Annotated in this window: 13 protein-coding genes; 11 read left to right on the top strand and 2 right to left on the bottom strand. The window is 67.9% G+C overall.

Annotated elements, in window-relative coordinates; genetic code table 11:
- Nucleotides 1–5 precede the first annotated feature (5 nt).
- Nucleotides 6–635, bottom strand: a complete 630-nt coding sequence (locus WFL22_RS01400) for a TetR/AcrR family transcriptional regulator (protein ID WP_336991170.1) — start codon at nucleotides 633–635, stop codon at nucleotides 6–8.
- Nucleotides 636–858: 223 nt separating this feature from the next.
- Between WFL22_RS01400 and WFL22_RS01405 the strand changes: the two genes are divergently transcribed.
- The 5 genes from WFL22_RS01405 (at nucleotide 859) to WFL22_RS01425 (ending at nucleotide 6,368) form a co-directional block, all read left to right on the top strand.
- Nucleotides 859–1,776 carry a GGDEF domain-containing protein gene (locus WFL22_RS01405; RefSeq protein WP_336991171.1) on the top strand — a complete coding sequence of 306 codons (918 nt, stop codon included), beginning with the start codon at nucleotides 859–861 and terminating at the stop codon, nucleotides 1,774–1,776.
- 53 nt (nucleotides 1,777–1,829) lie between these two features.
- Nucleotides 1,830–2,855: a GGDEF domain-containing protein gene (locus WFL22_RS01410; protein ID WP_336991172.1), complete on the top strand. Its 1,026-nt coding sequence runs from the start codon at nucleotides 1,830–1,832 to the stop codon at nucleotides 2,853–2,855.
- Between the two features lie 116 nt (nucleotides 2,856–2,971).
- Nucleotides 2,972–4,138 carry an ADP-forming succinate--CoA ligase subunit beta gene (gene sucC / locus WFL22_RS01415; RefSeq protein WP_336991173.1) on the top strand — a complete coding sequence of 389 codons (1,167 nt, stop codon included), beginning with the start codon at nucleotides 2,972–2,974 and terminating at the stop codon, nucleotides 4,136–4,138.
- Nucleotides 4,139–4,168: 30 nt separating this feature from the next.
- Nucleotides 4,169–5,071: a succinate--CoA ligase subunit alpha gene (sucD, locus tag WFL22_RS01420; RefSeq protein ID WP_336651485.1), complete on the top strand. Its 903-nt coding sequence runs from the start codon at nucleotides 4,169–4,171 to the stop codon at nucleotides 5,069–5,071.
- A gap of 247 nt (nucleotides 5,072–5,318) precedes the next feature.
- The gene (locus WFL22_RS01425) at nucleotides 5,319–6,368 is read left to right on the top strand and encodes a hypothetical protein (RefSeq protein WP_336991174.1); all 1,050 of its coding nucleotides are present in this window, start codon (nucleotides 5,319–5,321) and stop codon (nucleotides 6,366–6,368) included.
- Nucleotides 6,369–6,407: 39 nt separating this feature from the next.
- Here WFL22_RS01425 and WFL22_RS01430 read toward each other — a convergent pair whose 3' ends face one another.
- On the bottom strand, nucleotides 6,408–7,193 hold the full coding sequence (locus tag WFL22_RS01430) for a GAP family protein (RefSeq protein ID WP_336651483.1): 786 nt from the start codon (nucleotides 7,191–7,193) through the stop codon (nucleotides 6,408–6,410).
- Between the two features lie 107 nt (nucleotides 7,194–7,300).
- Between WFL22_RS01430 and WFL22_RS01435 the strand changes: the two genes are divergently transcribed.
- From WFL22_RS01435 to WFL22_RS01460, 6 genes are all read left to right on the top strand, one after another.
- Nucleotides 7,301–8,509 carry a sensor histidine kinase gene (locus tag WFL22_RS01435; RefSeq protein WP_336651482.1) on the top strand — a complete coding sequence of 403 codons (1,209 nt, stop codon included), beginning with the start codon at nucleotides 7,301–7,303 and terminating at the stop codon, nucleotides 8,507–8,509.
- A gap of 89 nt (nucleotides 8,510–8,598) precedes the next feature.
- Nucleotides 8,599–9,279, top strand: coding sequence for a response regulator (locus WFL22_RS01440; RefSeq protein WP_442918956.1), 681 nt, complete (start codon nucleotides 8,599–8,601; stop codon nucleotides 9,277–9,279).
- 108 nt (nucleotides 9,280–9,387) lie between these two features.
- Nucleotides 9,388–10,386 carry an aliphatic sulfonate ABC transporter substrate-binding protein gene (locus WFL22_RS01445; protein WP_336991175.1) on the top strand — a complete coding sequence of 333 codons (999 nt, stop codon included), beginning with the start codon at nucleotides 9,388–9,390 and terminating at the stop codon, nucleotides 10,384–10,386.
- A gap of 11 nt (nucleotides 10,387–10,397) precedes the next feature.
- Nucleotides 10,398–11,216 carry an ABC transporter permease gene (locus tag WFL22_RS01450; RefSeq protein ID WP_336991177.1) on the top strand — a complete coding sequence of 273 codons (819 nt, stop codon included), beginning with the start codon at nucleotides 10,398–10,400 and terminating at the stop codon, nucleotides 11,214–11,216.
- Complete coding sequence (locus WFL22_RS01455; RefSeq protein WP_336991178.1) at nucleotides 11,213–12,079, top strand: ABC transporter ATP-binding protein; 867 nt, start codon at nucleotides 11,213–11,215, stop codon at nucleotides 12,077–12,079. The genes WFL22_RS01450 and WFL22_RS01455 overlap by 4 nt, the downstream gene beginning before the upstream one ends.
- 39 nt (nucleotides 12,080–12,118) lie before the next feature.
- Nucleotides 12,119–13,819, top strand: a complete 1,701-nt coding sequence (locus WFL22_RS01460) for a cell division protein PerM (protein WP_336991179.1) — start codon at nucleotides 12,119–12,121, stop codon at nucleotides 13,817–13,819.
- The last annotated feature ends 1 nt before the right edge of the window (nucleotide 13,820 follow it).

Here is a 13,820-nt window from a genome sequence, read left to right on the forward strand (position 1 = left end):
TCGGCTCAGCCGATGAGGATGCGGTACTCCTGCATGATGCGCGTGAGGTCGTCTTCGTCGGCGGCGATGTCGCCGTCGCGCTGCATCCACTCGCCGAGCTGCGCGCTGATGACGCCGTGCGCGAGCGACGCCGCCATTGTGGCCTCCCGGGAGGGGGAATCGAGCTTTGCGTGCTCGGGGTGCGCGATGAGCCAGGCGGTGGCCGTGGAGGTGAGGTGGTGGGCCGATTCGAGCATGGAGATGAGCGCAAGGCGTGCGGCTTCTGGCTGCTCGGCGAGCAGTTGGGCGCGCAGACGGGCCACCTCGGTGTTGACGTTGCTGTGCCCGATCGCGGCGAAGACGAGGCGAAGGATGCCAAGGGTGAGGTTGTCGGGGCAGCTGTCGAGCACCCCGAACGCTGCGTCGCCCTCCGGGATGTTGATCGCGCGCCCCACGATGGCGTAGTCGCGCCCGGCGAAATAGTTGAAGAAGGTGCTGCGTGAGATGTCTGCCATCTCGCAGATCGCCTCGACGGTGACGTGTTCAACGCCGTGTTCGAGGGCCAGCTTCACGGCCGAGGTTTCGATGGCGTTTTCGGTTGCGCGACGCTTGCGCGCCCGCAGACCCTCGCGCTGGGGTGTCTTGGTCTCTTCCACGTCCACCTCCCTTGTTCACCGGCTGCCGGAGAGGCCTGATGCCTCCGCGGGGAAACTCCACTGTCAGCAGCCCCCTCAGCATACCGCTCGCAGCCTGGGATTCCGGTGGCCGCGAGTCGGCGCGCAGGGTGAAATCAGGGTGATTCCACACTGAAGCGTGTGTACGCTGGCAGCAACGGGCAGGGTGGTCGACGGGATGGGGAGACGCCGGGGAAGGGGAGTCATGAGGCAAGTCTCAGCGCTGATGCGGCGACAGGATGCGCACTCCCTGTACCTGTCATCGGCTGCGCTGCTGCTCGGGCTCACGCTTGTGGTCGATGTGGTGTTCCACGCCGGCATGGGCAATCCCGCGATGACGTGGGGGCTGCTGCTGTTCTGCGTGGTGGGTGGGTGCGCGGCGTTCATCTTTGGCAAGCAGGTTCCGCGGTGGATCGGCATCCTCAGTGTGCTCATCTTCATCGTGGCCCAGACCTACTATCTGGGTCTCGCCGAAGACCCTCAGGCGGTGATCTCCTCCGCTCAGCAGCTCCCAGTGGTGGCCTTCTACCTGGGGTGGTTCGTGCGGCCGCGGCTGGCGCTGGTGCTGGTGCTGGTGTGTCTGGTGTCGTTCGGTATCACGATGCTGAGGAATCCGCTGTTCGGAGCGTACGGAGTCATCGGGGCCCCCGTTGCGGTGCATGCGCTGCTCGCGATGCTGTTCTGCTTCGGTGCCGGCATGTATTTGTGGCGTCGGCAGGCGCAGTCGGCCGCAATCGATCCGCTGACGGGCGCCTACCATCGGCGCGCGATTATCGAGCGGATCACGCACCGCCTGCAGCGCCGCTCGACCCGGCGGGATCCGTTCTGCCTTGTGGTGATCGATTTCGACGACTTCAAACATCTCAACGACACTCGCGGGCACACGGCCGGTGACGAGGCCCTGTTCGAGACGGCTTCGGGTTGGCGAGCGGAGCTGCGTGCCGGTGACGCTGTCGGCAGGATCGGCGGGGATGAGTTCGTGCTGCTGCTACCGCATGTGCAGGCCGAGGAGGCTCAGAGCATTGTAGACCGCTTGCGGAGCGAAACCCCTCATCCCTGGTCGGCGGGGATCGCAGAGTCCAGAGCCGGCGATACGCCGTCGGCGATGCTCGCGTGGGGCTGACGTCGAACTGTATCGGGAAAAGCAGTCGAGGCGTGATCGGCGGGTGAGTAGCAGTGACTAGCGGGCTGGGCGACATGATGGCGGGCGTGCTCGACCGTGCGGCCGCGCTGCTGCGGCGTTGGGTGCGCTGGCAGACGCCGTTCTCGACGGTGAGTGCTTTGATCCCGCTCATGCTCGTGTTGGTGTTCGCCTCCGACCTATTGGTGGGGCATCCGCACATCCAGCGGTGGATGGTGGTGCTGTGGCTGGTGTTGTACCTGCTGCTGGCGGTGATTCCGCTGGTGTTGGGGCGCCGATATCCGCTCTGGGCGGGCCTGGTGGTTGTGGCAGGCATGGAGGCCTGGTCGAGCTACTTCTTGCTGTTTTCCCGCCACAGTCACGCCGAGATCAACGCGCTGCTGGAGTTGCCGCTGGTGGCGCTCTACGTGGCCTGGTTCTACCCCACGGTGATCGCGTGGGGGTTCATCGGCTTGAGCATGGTGCGGGTGTCGAGCACGCTGATCTGGAACCCCAACATGGGCCATGCCGTCGGATCGCCGATCGTGATGATCGGTTATGCCCTCATCATCATGCTGTTCTGCTTTGAGGGTGCGCGGGCTGTGCGTCGTCAGTTGCGCACGCAGGCGAGCATCGACGCGCTGACGGGTGCGCTGAACCGGCGAGGGATGGCGGAGGCGGGATCGCGGATGCTGCGCCGTTCCGCACGCCTAGACGAGCCGCTGGCGGTGGCCGTGATCGACTTCGATGATTTCAAGCACGTCAACGACGCGGGAGGGCATGCGGCCGGTGATACGGCGCTGCGCGAGTCGGTGCGGCAGTGGTCTGCGATGGTGGGCATGCGCGGGCACTCCGGTCGCGGCGGCGGCTTCGTGGCGAGGCTCGGGGGAGACGAGTTCTTGCTGGTGGCGCACGCCGGTGCGGGGGAGCTGGAAGCGAATCTGAGTCGCGCGCACGAGGAGTCTCCGTTCTCGTGGTCGTGGGGTGTGGTGGTGGTGCAGCCGTCCGAGGGGCTGGACGGGGCGATCGCGCGCGCCGATGCTGCGCTGTATCTCGGTCGTGGCGCACGGCGCCTGAGCTGAGTTGCGGCGAGGAGGCGCCCATATCGCGGTGCTAGACTCTCGAATTGTCGATATATCTCGACATCGAGACATTTTTCTGCCTCGGATCACCATTACTCCCAAGCGAAGGACAGTACGTGGATCTGTACGAGTACCAGGCACGAGATCTTTTTGAGCGATACGGAGTGCCGGTGCTTGCCGGCATCGTCGCTGACACACCGGAGGAGGCGCGAGCCGCAGCCGAGAAGCTCGGCGGCGTGGTCGTGGTCAAGGCTCAGGTAAAGACCGGCGGCCGCGGAAAGGCCGGCGGTGTGAAGGTCGCGAAGACCCCCGATGAGGCCTTCGAGGCGGCGCAGGCCATCCTCGGGCTCGACATCAAGGGGCACGTAGTGCAGCGTGTGATGGTCGCCGCCGGTGCCGACATCGCGCAGGAGTTCTACTTCTCGGTGCTGTTGGATCGTGCCAACCGCTCGTACCTGTCGCTGTGCTCGGTTGAGGGTGGGATGGAGATCGAACAGCTCGCTGTCGAGAAGCCGGAGGCGCTGGCGCGCGTCGAGGTCGATCCGATCGTCGGCATCGACGCCGCGAAGGCCGAGGAGATCGCTCGTGCAGCGAAGTTCCCCGAAGAGCTGGTCGCCAAGGTAGCTGCCGTGTTCGAGCGTCTCTACGCGGTATACACCGGTGAAGACGCGACGCTCGTCGAGGTGAACCCGCTGGTGCTCACCGGCGCCGGTGACATCATCGCGCTCGACGGCAAGGTCTCGCTGGATGCGAACGCCGATTTCCGTCACCCCGAGCACGCAGAGCTCGAAGACAAGGCCGCTGAGGATCCGCTCGAGGCGAAGGCGAAGGCGCAGGAACTCAACTACGTCAAGCTCGATGGCGAGGTCGGTGTGATCGGCAACGGTGCGGGCCTCGTGATGTCGACGCTCGACGTGGTCGCGTATGCCGGCGAGAACCACGGCGGGGTGAAGCCCGCGAACTTCCTCGATATCGGCGGTGGAGCTTCGGCTGAGGTGATGGCTGCGGGTCTCGATGTGATCCTCGGTGATCCGCAGGTGAAGTCGGTGTTCGTCAACGTCTTCGGCGGCATCACCGCCTGCGACGCGGTGGCCAACGGCATCGTGGGTGCACTCCAGAAGCTCGGTGATTCGGCGAACAAGCCGCTCGTCGTGCGACTCGACGGCAACAATGTCGAGGAGGGCCGCCGGATCCTCACCGATGCTGCGCACCCGCTCGTCACGCTCGCCGCCACGATGGACGAGGGCGCCGACAAGGCTGCCGAACTCGCTAACGCCCGCTAACCCACGAGACTCACGGAAAGAAGCAACAGAATGTCGATCTTCCTGAACAAGGATTCCAAGGTCATCGTGCAGGGCATCACGGGCGGCGAGGGCACCAAGCACACCGCGCGCATGCTCGCCTCGGGCACGAACATTGTGGGCGGCGTGAACGCCCGCAAGGCCGGCACCACGGTGACGCACACCGATCAGCACGGCAATGCTGTCGAGCTGCCCGTCTTCGCGACGGTCGCCGAGGCCATGGAGCAGACCGGCGCCGACGTATCGGTCGCCTTCGTTCCCCCGGCCTTCACCAAGGACGCCGCCGTCGAGGCCATCGATGCGGGCATCGGCCTGCTGGTGATCATCACCGAGGGGGTGCCCGTCAAGGATTCGGCGGAGCTGTGGGCCCACGCGAAGGCCACGGGCAACAAGACCCGCATCATCGGGCCGAACTGCCCCGGTATCATCACGCCCGGTGAGGCGCTTGCTGGCATCACGCCTGCGACGATCACGGGCAAGGGGCCGATCGGCCTGGTCTCGAAGTCGGGCACGCTCACCTACCAGATGATGTACGAGCTGCGCGATCTCGGCTTCTCGACGGCGATCGGTATCGGCGGCGACCCCGTGATCGGCACGACGCACATCGATGCCCTGGCTGCGTTCGAGGCAGATCCCGAGACGAAGGCGATTGTGATGATCGGTGAGATCGGTGGCGACGCCGAGGAGCGCGCGGCCGAGTTCATCAAGGCGAACGTGACGAAGCCTGTGGTCGGCTACGTGGCTGGCTTTACAGCACCCGAGGGCAAGACGATGGGCCACGCCGGCGCCATCGTGTCGGGTTCGGCGGGCACCGCGCAGGCGAAGAAGGAGGCCCTCGAGGCCGCCGGCGTCAAAGTGGGCAAGACTCCCACCGAGACCGCAGAGCTGCTGCGCGAGGCGTACGCGGCACTGTAACCAGGCCGGGTTGTAGGTGGCGGGCGAGTGCGCTCGCCGGTGCTGAGGGGCGGATCGCGCAGCTGTGCGATCCGCCCCTGTTGCATGCCTGTGCTCGTGCGATCGCGATCCACCCCCTCGAAAGGCGGATTTCGCAGCTGGATCCTTGGATCCGCATGCGAAATCCGCCTTTCGCGCGTTCTGGCAGCGGGGCAGGGGCAGGGGCTCAGCACCCAGGCCTCCAACCCCGCTCACTACACTGGAGCGCATGAGCGAACCCCAGGGAGCACACCTCGTCGGCAGCATCAACTTCGACGACGCCGAGACCACGATGCGCACCGCCGCAGAGCATCTCGGTGACCGCCTCAAGCGCATCCCCGACGGCGAGGTGGGGGAGCGCTTTCACTGGATCGTGTTCCAGGCTGACAGGCTGGGCGCGGCCGAAGGCATTGAGCGAGTCGGTGACGCGCCGATCCCGCTGCGCATGCTCGACATGCGCCAGGTGCGCCTCGCCGAGGGGGTGCGCGCTGCTGATCTCGAACTGCCGCCGCTCGGCTACGCCGACGCTGCGCTCGCTTCGTACGCCGTGTTCTCACGGCTGAAGGGTGAGGGTGTGATTCCCGCGGCCACCCGCTTCCAGGTGTCGCTGCCCACGCCGCTCGGTGTGGTCGGCAGTTTCGTGTGGGCGGCGGATCGCGCCGAGTTCGAGCCGGTCTACGAGCGAGCGCTCGCCGCCGAGCTCGACCGCATGCTCGCTGCGATCCCGCACCACGAGCTCGCGATCCAGTGGGATGCGGCGCTCGAGTTCGCGATGCTTGAAGAGCAGAAGAGCTTCATGGGTGAGCCCTACGAATGGTTCGACGACGTCTGGGCCGGCACCAGTGCGCGGCTTGCGCGCCAGATCGACAGGGTGCCAGCCGACGTGGAGGCGGGCGTGCATCTCTGCTACGGCGACGTTGCCGAGAAGCACTTCGTCGAGCCGCGCGACACCGAGAACCTGGTGCGATTCGCGAACCTCGCGGTCGGGGCCGCAGAGCGCCCGCTCACCTGGCTGCACCTCCCGGTGCCGATCGAACGCGACGACGCCGAGTACTTCGCGGCGCTCGCGGGGCTCGCGATCCCGCAGCAAACCGAGCTCTACCTCGGTCTCGTGCACCGCGAGGACGGCGCAGAGGGTGCCGAGCGCCGCATTGCGGCTGCCCAGCAGCATGTGTCCCGCTCCTTCGGCGTCGCCACCGAGTGCGGCTTCGGCCGCGCCCCCGAGGGCACCACGGTCCCGCTGTTCGAGACGCATCGGGCGGTCGCCGCAGCCTGGTAGCGGCTCGGATCACGCCACGACGATCCTTCCGGCCGTTGCTCAACTTATGATCGGCAGGTCAATCCCGAGTTGCGTCGCGCCTGATCTGGCGAGCAGGAAGCCAATGATGCCGAGAATCCACGCCGTGTTCTCCGCGCCCGTGCGCTGCATCCACCCGGTGAGGCGGCGCAGCGGGCGGTCAACAGAGCGTGCAGCGACCAGGCGTGCAGCCAGCAGGATCAGGGCGGGCAGGATCATCACGACGCAGTAACCCGCAAGCATCGCGAAGCGGGTCGGCATGCCGATGGGAGCATCGGCCAGCATCGTCATGCCGAGGAGGTAAGGAAGCATGCCCGCCACCTCGGCGAGGCCCGCAGCGAGCGCGACACCCACGACTGCGGCGCGTCCCGTGCCGTCGGAAAGCAGGCGGTCGCGCCACCGCAGGATCCGCCCGCTTGTTTGAGCCGTCGGGTTGCTGTCAGGCCCCGTCGTTGCGGCCTTTCGTTTGAGCGCATCCGACACCCCGATTACGATGCCGCTCGCAAGCAGCGCGAGCCCGCCCGCAAGCAGCACCCACTGGCCGAGCGTCGAGCCGATGAAATCGCGTCCCGCGTCGATGAGATTGACGAGGCCCAGCGTGAAGAGCACGCCGATCGCGAGGTAGAACAGTGTGATCGTGCCCAGGTATAGCAGGATGCGGGCGACACGAGGCGGCCCCGGTGCGATGAGAAAGAACAGGGGGATCAGCAGGGTGCCGACGCTGAGCCCGTCGAGCAAGGCGAGTAGCGCGAGGGCAAGAGGCAGTGGGACATCGGCGAGGAGCGGAAGCTGGGCGGTGACGAGCATGACGCCACTCTCGCGGCTATTCCGCGCCTGCACATCGGCGGAAGGCACGACACCGCCTCATCCTTTCGACGGAGACGAATGTCCGATGCTGCTGCTTGGATAGAAGTATGACCACTGAGACAGCGCGGCCCCACGGGGTGCTCCGCGCGATCGCCGATCGACCGGCGGCGCTCGCGGGCTGCTACTTGGTGCTGGCGATCGTGCTCGCAGCGTTGGGGTGGTCGGGATTGTGGAGTATGTTCTCGCTGCTGCCGAGCGGGGTATCGCCGTGGTGGGGGCTGGCGACGGCGGCACCCGCCTGCGCGCTGGTGCTGCTGCGGCGTCGCGCGCCGCTGATGGGCCTTATCGCCGCTGGGGGCGTCTTTATCGCCGACCTGCTCACCGTCGGTGGGCTCGTACCGCTGCTCGTGCTACTCGAGCTCTTCCACGCGCGCACGGTTCGCCTCTCCCCGGCCCAGCGTAGGCGCATGCTCGGGGTGGTGATCGTGAGCGCGCTTGCTCTCGTGCTGGCCGCCCTCGTGCTCTCCGACGACCCGCGAGAGGCGGTGATGGTGGGCATCCAGTTCGTCGGGCTCGCCGGGCTGACGTACTGGTATGCGAACTCAGTTGCGCAGTCGCGTGAGCTGGTCGCGCTCTACCGACAGCGAGCCGACGACACTGCCCGGCTCGCCGAGCTCGACCGCACCGCCGCGGTGCAGGGAGAGCGCGATCGCATGGCCCGTGAGCTGCACGACGTCGTCGCAGGGCACATCTCCGCGATCGCGATCCGCAGCGAGGCCGCGCTCGGACTGCCCGCGAGCCCTGCTGGCGAGACACATGAGCGGCGCGCCCTGCGTGCCATGCGCGACGCGAGCCTTGAAGCCCACGGTGCGCTGCGCACCATGATCCAGGTGCTGCGGACGGGTGAACGTGACTTCCAGCTGCCGCCCGGCCGTGCCGGGCTGCCCGGGCTGGTCGAGGCCGCGAACGGTTCAGGGGTCGCCGCGACGCTGAGCGACGAAGGCGGCAGCGGGTTGCCCGCGCAGCTCGATCAGGCCGTGGGCAGCGTGGTGCGCGAGGCGCTCGCGAACAGCGTGCGCCACTCGTCGGGCGCCGACGTCGACGTGCGGCTGTCGAGGGGCGAGGGCGAGGTGCGCGTCGACGTGGTCTCGCGTGGAGGCTCCGCCCTCGCCAGCCCCGCGCTCATCGGCAGTGGAATGGGGCTGGAACTGCTGCGAGAGCGCGTGCGCGCGCTCGGCGGGGATCTCTTCGCCGGGCCGGAGGGCGCCGGCGTGTGGGCGGTGCGCGCCCGACTGCCCGAGGAGGGAGCAGCGTGAAGGCGGGGGACGATGAGCGGACTGCGGCGGTGAGCTCGGGGCGCGCCGGTGAGACGCCTCCGCGGGTGCTACTCGCCGACGACCACGGCATGATCCGCGAGGGCCTCCGCATGATCCTCGAGACTCACGGCGTCGTCGTGGTAGGTGAAGCAGGCGATGGTGCGGCGGCGATCCGCAACGCGGCTGCACTGCACCCCGACGTCGTGCTCATGGATCTGCGCATGCCGGGGATCGATGGCGTCGAGGCCACCCGCCGCATCGTCGCCGAGGAAAGCGCCGAAGTGCTGGTGCTCACGAGCTTCGACGAAGACGAACTGGTGCTCGCGGCCATTCGAGCGGGAGCTGCCGGGTTCCTGCTGAAGACCACAGAGGCGACTCCGCTCGTCGAAGCGGTGCGACGAGTCGCGGCTGGCGAGGGCGTGCTCGATCCCAGGGTGACCCGGCGGGCGCTCGCCGCATTCGCATCGGCGTCGCAGGTAAACGTGTCGGCGCCGCTGCCGGGCCTCGAACAGCTTACGGCTCGAGAACGGCAGGTGCTCGACGCGATGCGCTCGGGCCGCTCGAACGCGCGCATCGCGGCACGGCTTGGCATCTCGGTGCCAACCGTCAAAACACATGTCTCGAGTATCTTGGTCAAGCTCGGCGCTGAGAACCGCGCGCACGCCGCCGCACTCGCGCGAGACGCGCGGCTTGATTCCGGGCTCCGGGCCGACGCCGGCCCTCGCCCCGAGCGCACCACGAGCGGCGGCGGGTCACTACGTGACGGGTGACGTAGAATGGTGGGGTTGCGCGGGCTGATCCGCGCGCCCGCTTCGTACCGGCATCTCAACAGCCGATCCGCGGTCTTCTGCCGCGCGGCAGCCCCCGAAAGGACCCCTGTGACCAGTCGTCTGCTTCGTTCGCTTTCCGTTACCGCCGCGGCCGCAGCCGCTCTCGCGCTCGGCCTCACAGGCTGCGCGAGCGGCGCAGCCTCCTCCGAGCAGGCCGCGGGCGATACGATCCGCATGGGCACGCAGCCGTGGCTGGGCTACGGCCAGTGGTATGTGGCTGAGGATCAGGGCTTTTTCGCTGACCGTGGCGTCGATGTGAAGCTGTCGAGCTTCAACGCCGATGCCGATGTCAACGCGGCGCTTGCCGCGGGGCGTCTTGATATGGCGAACGTGGGCGCGCAGGCCGCGCTGCAGTTCATCGAGGAGGGCGTTGACGTCTCGATCGTGATGCTGCTCGACTCGGCAACCGAGGCCGACGCGATCATCGCGGGCGAGGGCGTCACCTCTGTCGAGGATCTCGCGGGCAAGAAGGTGGGCTTCGAGCGGGGCGCGACGAGCGAGATTCTGCTTGCAGAGGCGCTGGAGACCGCAGGCATGTCGTTCGACGATATCGAGACCGTCGAGTTGTCGGCCGATAAGGTGGCCCCCACGCTGATGTCGGGCAGCATCGACGCAGGCGTCACCTACGAGCCCTACATCAGCGAGGCGCTGAGCGCTGGCAAGGGCATCGAGACCGTTACCACCGCGGGCGAGTACCCGGGCCTCATCACCGATGTGCTCGTGGTGCGCAACGACGTGCTCGAGCAGCGCCCCGACGAGGTGCGCGAAGTGCTTGCCGCGTGGGATGACGCCGTCGCGTTCACCGACGAGCACACCGCTGAGGCGCGTGCGGTGATCGCTGCCGGGGTGGGCTCCGATGTTGCAGATCTGGAGAGCGCGTTCGACGGCGTGCACTTCTACACGCTCGCCGAGAACCGTGAGCTGCTGAACGGCGACTACACCGCTGAGACGCTGCCTGCGCTGATCGCGGTGGCGCAGCGCATCGGACTGATCTCGGGCGATGTCGACGCCGAAGGCGCGATCCGCCCCGAATTCCTCGGCAAGTAGCCAGCGCAGCGATGACCAGCACAGCCCCGCCCCGTCAGTCGCGCCGCCGCGCCCGCATCGGCCGTCCTATCGGCCGCCCCGCCTACCTCGCGACGGCCGTCGGCACCTTTGTGCTGCTCATCGTGATCTGGGCGCTCGTCGCGGCGCTCGGGCTTGTCGATCCGATGTTCTTGCCCGGCCCGGGTGAGGTGCTGGGTGCGCTTGCGGCGCAGGCCGCGAACGGTGAGCTGTGGGCCGATATCGGGGTGAGCGCGTTCCGCATTCTGGTGGGTTTCGTGCTGGCGACGGTGATGGCGGTGCCGATCGGCACGCTGATGGGGGTGAGCCCGCGGGTCGAGGCCGCGCTCGAGCCTCTGATGGATTTCATTCGTTACATGCCCGTGGTGGCGTTCGTGCCGCTGACGATCGTGTGGGTCGGCATCGATGAGGGGCAGAAGTTTCTGATCATCTGGATGGGCACGTTCTTCCAGCAGGTGCTGATGGTCGCTGATGCGGTGCGCCGCACGCCGCGCACGCTGGTGAGCCTGGGGGAGACGCTCGGCCTGAGCTGGTTGCAGCTGCTCAGTCGTATCGTGGTGCCGTCGGCGATGCCGCGCATCTGGGATGCGTTGCGGATCACCCTCGGCTGGGCGTGGACCTGGTTGGTGGTTGCTGAGTTGGTGGCGGCGTCGAGCGGGATGGGCTTCCGCATCACGGTGGCGCAGCGTTTCTTCCAGACGGATCTCATCATCGGCTACGTGTTCGTGCTGGGGTTGCTCGGTTTGGTGCTCGACCAGGCGATGCGTGCCGCGGGGCGCCGGATGTTCGCGTATCAGGAGGGTCGGGCATGAGCGGTCAGGATCGGGCGGCTTCGGCCGGGGCTGCGGCTGCGGGTGATGCTGCAGCTGCGGGTGATGCTGTGGCTGCGGGTGATGCTGCGGCTGCGCCGAAACTGAAGATTGCCGGGCTGATGAAGCGGTTCGGTCGCGGCGATCGCGCGGTGACGGCGCTTGAGGGCGTCGATCTGGCGGTGGCCGAGAACGAGTTCGTGTCGATCGTGGGCGCGTCGGGCTGCGGCAAGTCGACGCTGCTGTCGCTTGTCGCGGGTCTGGATGAGCCGAGCGAGGGCACTATCGAGGTGAGCGGCCGTGAGGTGACCGGGCCTGGCCGGGATCGTGGGGTGGTGTTTCAGCAGGCCACGCTGATGCCGTGGTTGACGGTGCAGCAGAATGTCGAGTTCGCTTTGCGCGGTGAGCCCGGGTTGTCGCGCGGTGATCGTGCGGATCGGGCCCGCGAGTTCTTGCGGCTGGTGGGGCTCGACGGTTTCGAGCGTTCTTTCCCGGCACAGCTTTCGGGCGGCATGCAGCAGCGGGTGGCGCTGGCTCGCTCGCTGAGCTATGGCCCGGACATGCTGCTGATGGATGAGCCTTTCGGGGCGCTCGATGCGCTGACGCGCCGCACGATGCAGGAGTTGCTGCTCGAGGTCTGGGAACAGCACCGGCTGACGGTGCTGCTGGTCACGCATGACATCGATGAGGCCGTGGTGACGAGCGATCGGGTGGTGGTGATGAGCCCGCGCCCGGGCCGCGTGCAGCGCATTATCGATGTGCCCATCGCGCGCCCGCGCACGCTAGCGTCGGAGCGCAGCCCTGAGTTCCGTGGTCTGAGTGATGACATTCTCGCGCTGATCCGCGACGCGCCCCGCACGGGGTGAGTCGGCGCCTCCTCGGGGATGCGGAGTAAGCTGCTGGCGATGAGAGCCATAGTCACCGCCGTGGTCGCCGCGATCGAGGCGGCTGCCGTCGCCTTCGCCGGGCTCGCTGTTGTTGCGGTGCCTGCGCTGCTGCTGTGGACGGTGGTGTTTGGGCTGGCTGCAGAACCGGGCACTGTTGCTGCGGGGATCGCGAGCGTGTGGCTGCTGGCGCACTGGGTGCCGATGCGGCTTGAGATCGATGCGCAGGCGGCGTTGGGGTTGGGCCTCGCCCCGGAACCGCTCGCGTTTGTGATTTCGCTTGCGCCGTTGGGGATCACCCTCGTGACGGTGCTGCTTGCGGCGCGGGCCGGGTGGCGGTTTGGTGCGCGCGGTGGCACGGGCGCCGCGGGGTCGCTCGGGGGTGTGTTCGGCTTTGGGCTTGTCGCGTTCGCTGCGGCGACGGTGGCGGCCCCGTTCGGGGTGTGGCCGCTGTGGCTTGAGGTGCTGGTGCCGGCGCTGAGCTACGGCGCTGTTTCGGCTGCGGCGTTCGTGGTGCGTGCTGCGCGTGACGAGCACGGCTGGTGGCAGGCGTGTACGCGGGCGGCGCAGCGCGCGCTGGAACGACTGGGGGCGTCGTATGCGGCTGCGGCAATGCCGGTGCGCGTGGCTGAGGTGGTGCGTCTCGCCACGGCTGCGATCGTTGCTGTGCTGGGGCTTGCCGCGTTCGCCTTCACGGTTGCGGTGGTGGTGGGCTACCCGCATGTGATCGCGTTGACGCAGGGCTTGCATCTTGATCCGCTGGGATCGGTGCTGGTATTCCTGGTGCAGTTGGCGCTGCTGCCTGTTGCGGTCGTCTGGGGCGTTGCGTGGTTGACGGGGGCGGGCTTCGCGGTGGGGGCCGGGAGTTCGGCGACGCCGTTCGAGGCGCTGTTGGGACCTTTGCCTGCGCTGCCGTTGTTCGGGGCGATCCCGCAGGGGTGGGGGGCGTTCGGCGCGCTCGCCCCGGCGGCGGTGGTGCTGATGGGTGTGCTGCTGGGCGTGTGGTTCGCCCGCGGCCCGCTGCAGCGGCGGTCGAGCTGGGCTGTGGTGCTCACCACTGCGGTTGCTGCTGCGGCTCTTGCGGGGCTCGCGGTGGCGGCGCTGTGCGCGCTCGCCGCTGGTTCGGTGGGGCCTGGCAGGCTCGACACTGTGGGTGCTGAGCCGTGGCTGACTGGGGGCCTTGCGGCCGGTGAGCTGGGGGCCGGTCTGCTGCTCGGTGTTGCAGCGTCGCGGGTGGATCTGCAGCGGGTGCGGATCGCGCTTCCCGATGCCGTGCGAGCGGCGCAGGGGCGGGTGCGGGGTGAGCAGCCGAACTCGGGGGCGCTGCCGTTCTTGAGCGAGTCTGATGACGAGGTGCTGCGTGCGGCTGCGCAGGGTGATGATGCGGCGGATCCGCTCGTTCACACGCGTGCCAATGCTGCGCATGATGCTGGTAACGATGCCGCAGATGTGCAGGATACGGCTTCATTCGACACCGCTGCACTCGATACGGCCGCCTTCGACATCACCGCCTCCGACTCCGCGATCGCAGCCCACGATGGCGCAGCCAGTGCAAGCGCAGCCCGCGACGCTCGCCAACCCGAAGATACCGCCGTCGATGACGACACCGCCCACGACACCGAGGCACTGTTGCGCGCCTACTCCTGGGACGAGGGCGCGCCGCTCGGCGACGAGCCCGATCCGCCCCACCGCCCGCGCCCCTGGTTGCGCCGCAAGCGCTGAG

It is taken from the genome of Leucobacter sp. VD1, from assembly GCF_037150695.1.
Lineage (GTDB): Bacteria > Actinomycetota > Actinomycetes > Actinomycetales > Microbacteriaceae > Leucobacter.

Excerpts from the sequence above, each read along its gene's own strand:
- WFL22_RS01405 (WP_336991171.1), top strand. The coding sequence starts at position 859 with ATGAGGCAAGTCTCAGCGCTGATGCGGCGACAGGATGCGCACTCCCTG.
- sucD (WP_336651485.1), top strand. The coding sequence starts at position 4,169 with ATGTCGATCTTCCTGAACAAGGATTCCAAGGTCATCGTGCAGGGCATC.
- WFL22_RS01425 (WP_336991174.1), top strand. The coding sequence starts at position 5,319 with ATGAGCGAACCCCAGGGAGCACACCTCGTCGGCAGCATCAACTTCGAC.
- WFL22_RS01430 (WP_336651483.1), bottom strand. The coding sequence starts at position 7,193 with ATGCTCGTCACCGCCCAGCTTCCGCTCCTCGCCGATGTCCCACTGCCT.
- WFL22_RS01435 (WP_336651482.1), top strand. The coding sequence starts at position 7,301 with ATGACCACTGAGACAGCGCGGCCCCACGGGGTGCTCCGCGCGATCGCC.
- WFL22_RS01440 (WP_442918956.1), top strand. The coding sequence starts at position 8,599 with ATGATCCGCGAGGGCCTCCGCATGATCCTCGAGACTCACGGCGTCGTC.
- WFL22_RS01450 (WP_336991177.1), top strand. The coding sequence starts at position 10,398 with ATGACCAGCACAGCCCCGCCCCGTCAGTCGCGCCGCCGCGCCCGCATC.
- WFL22_RS01455 (WP_336991178.1), top strand. The coding sequence starts at position 11,213 with ATGAGCGGTCAGGATCGGGCGGCTTCGGCCGGGGCTGCGGCTGCGGGT.
- WFL22_RS01460 (WP_336991179.1), top strand. The coding sequence starts at position 12,119 with ATGAGAGCCATAGTCACCGCCGTGGTCGCCGCGATCGAGGCGGCTGCC.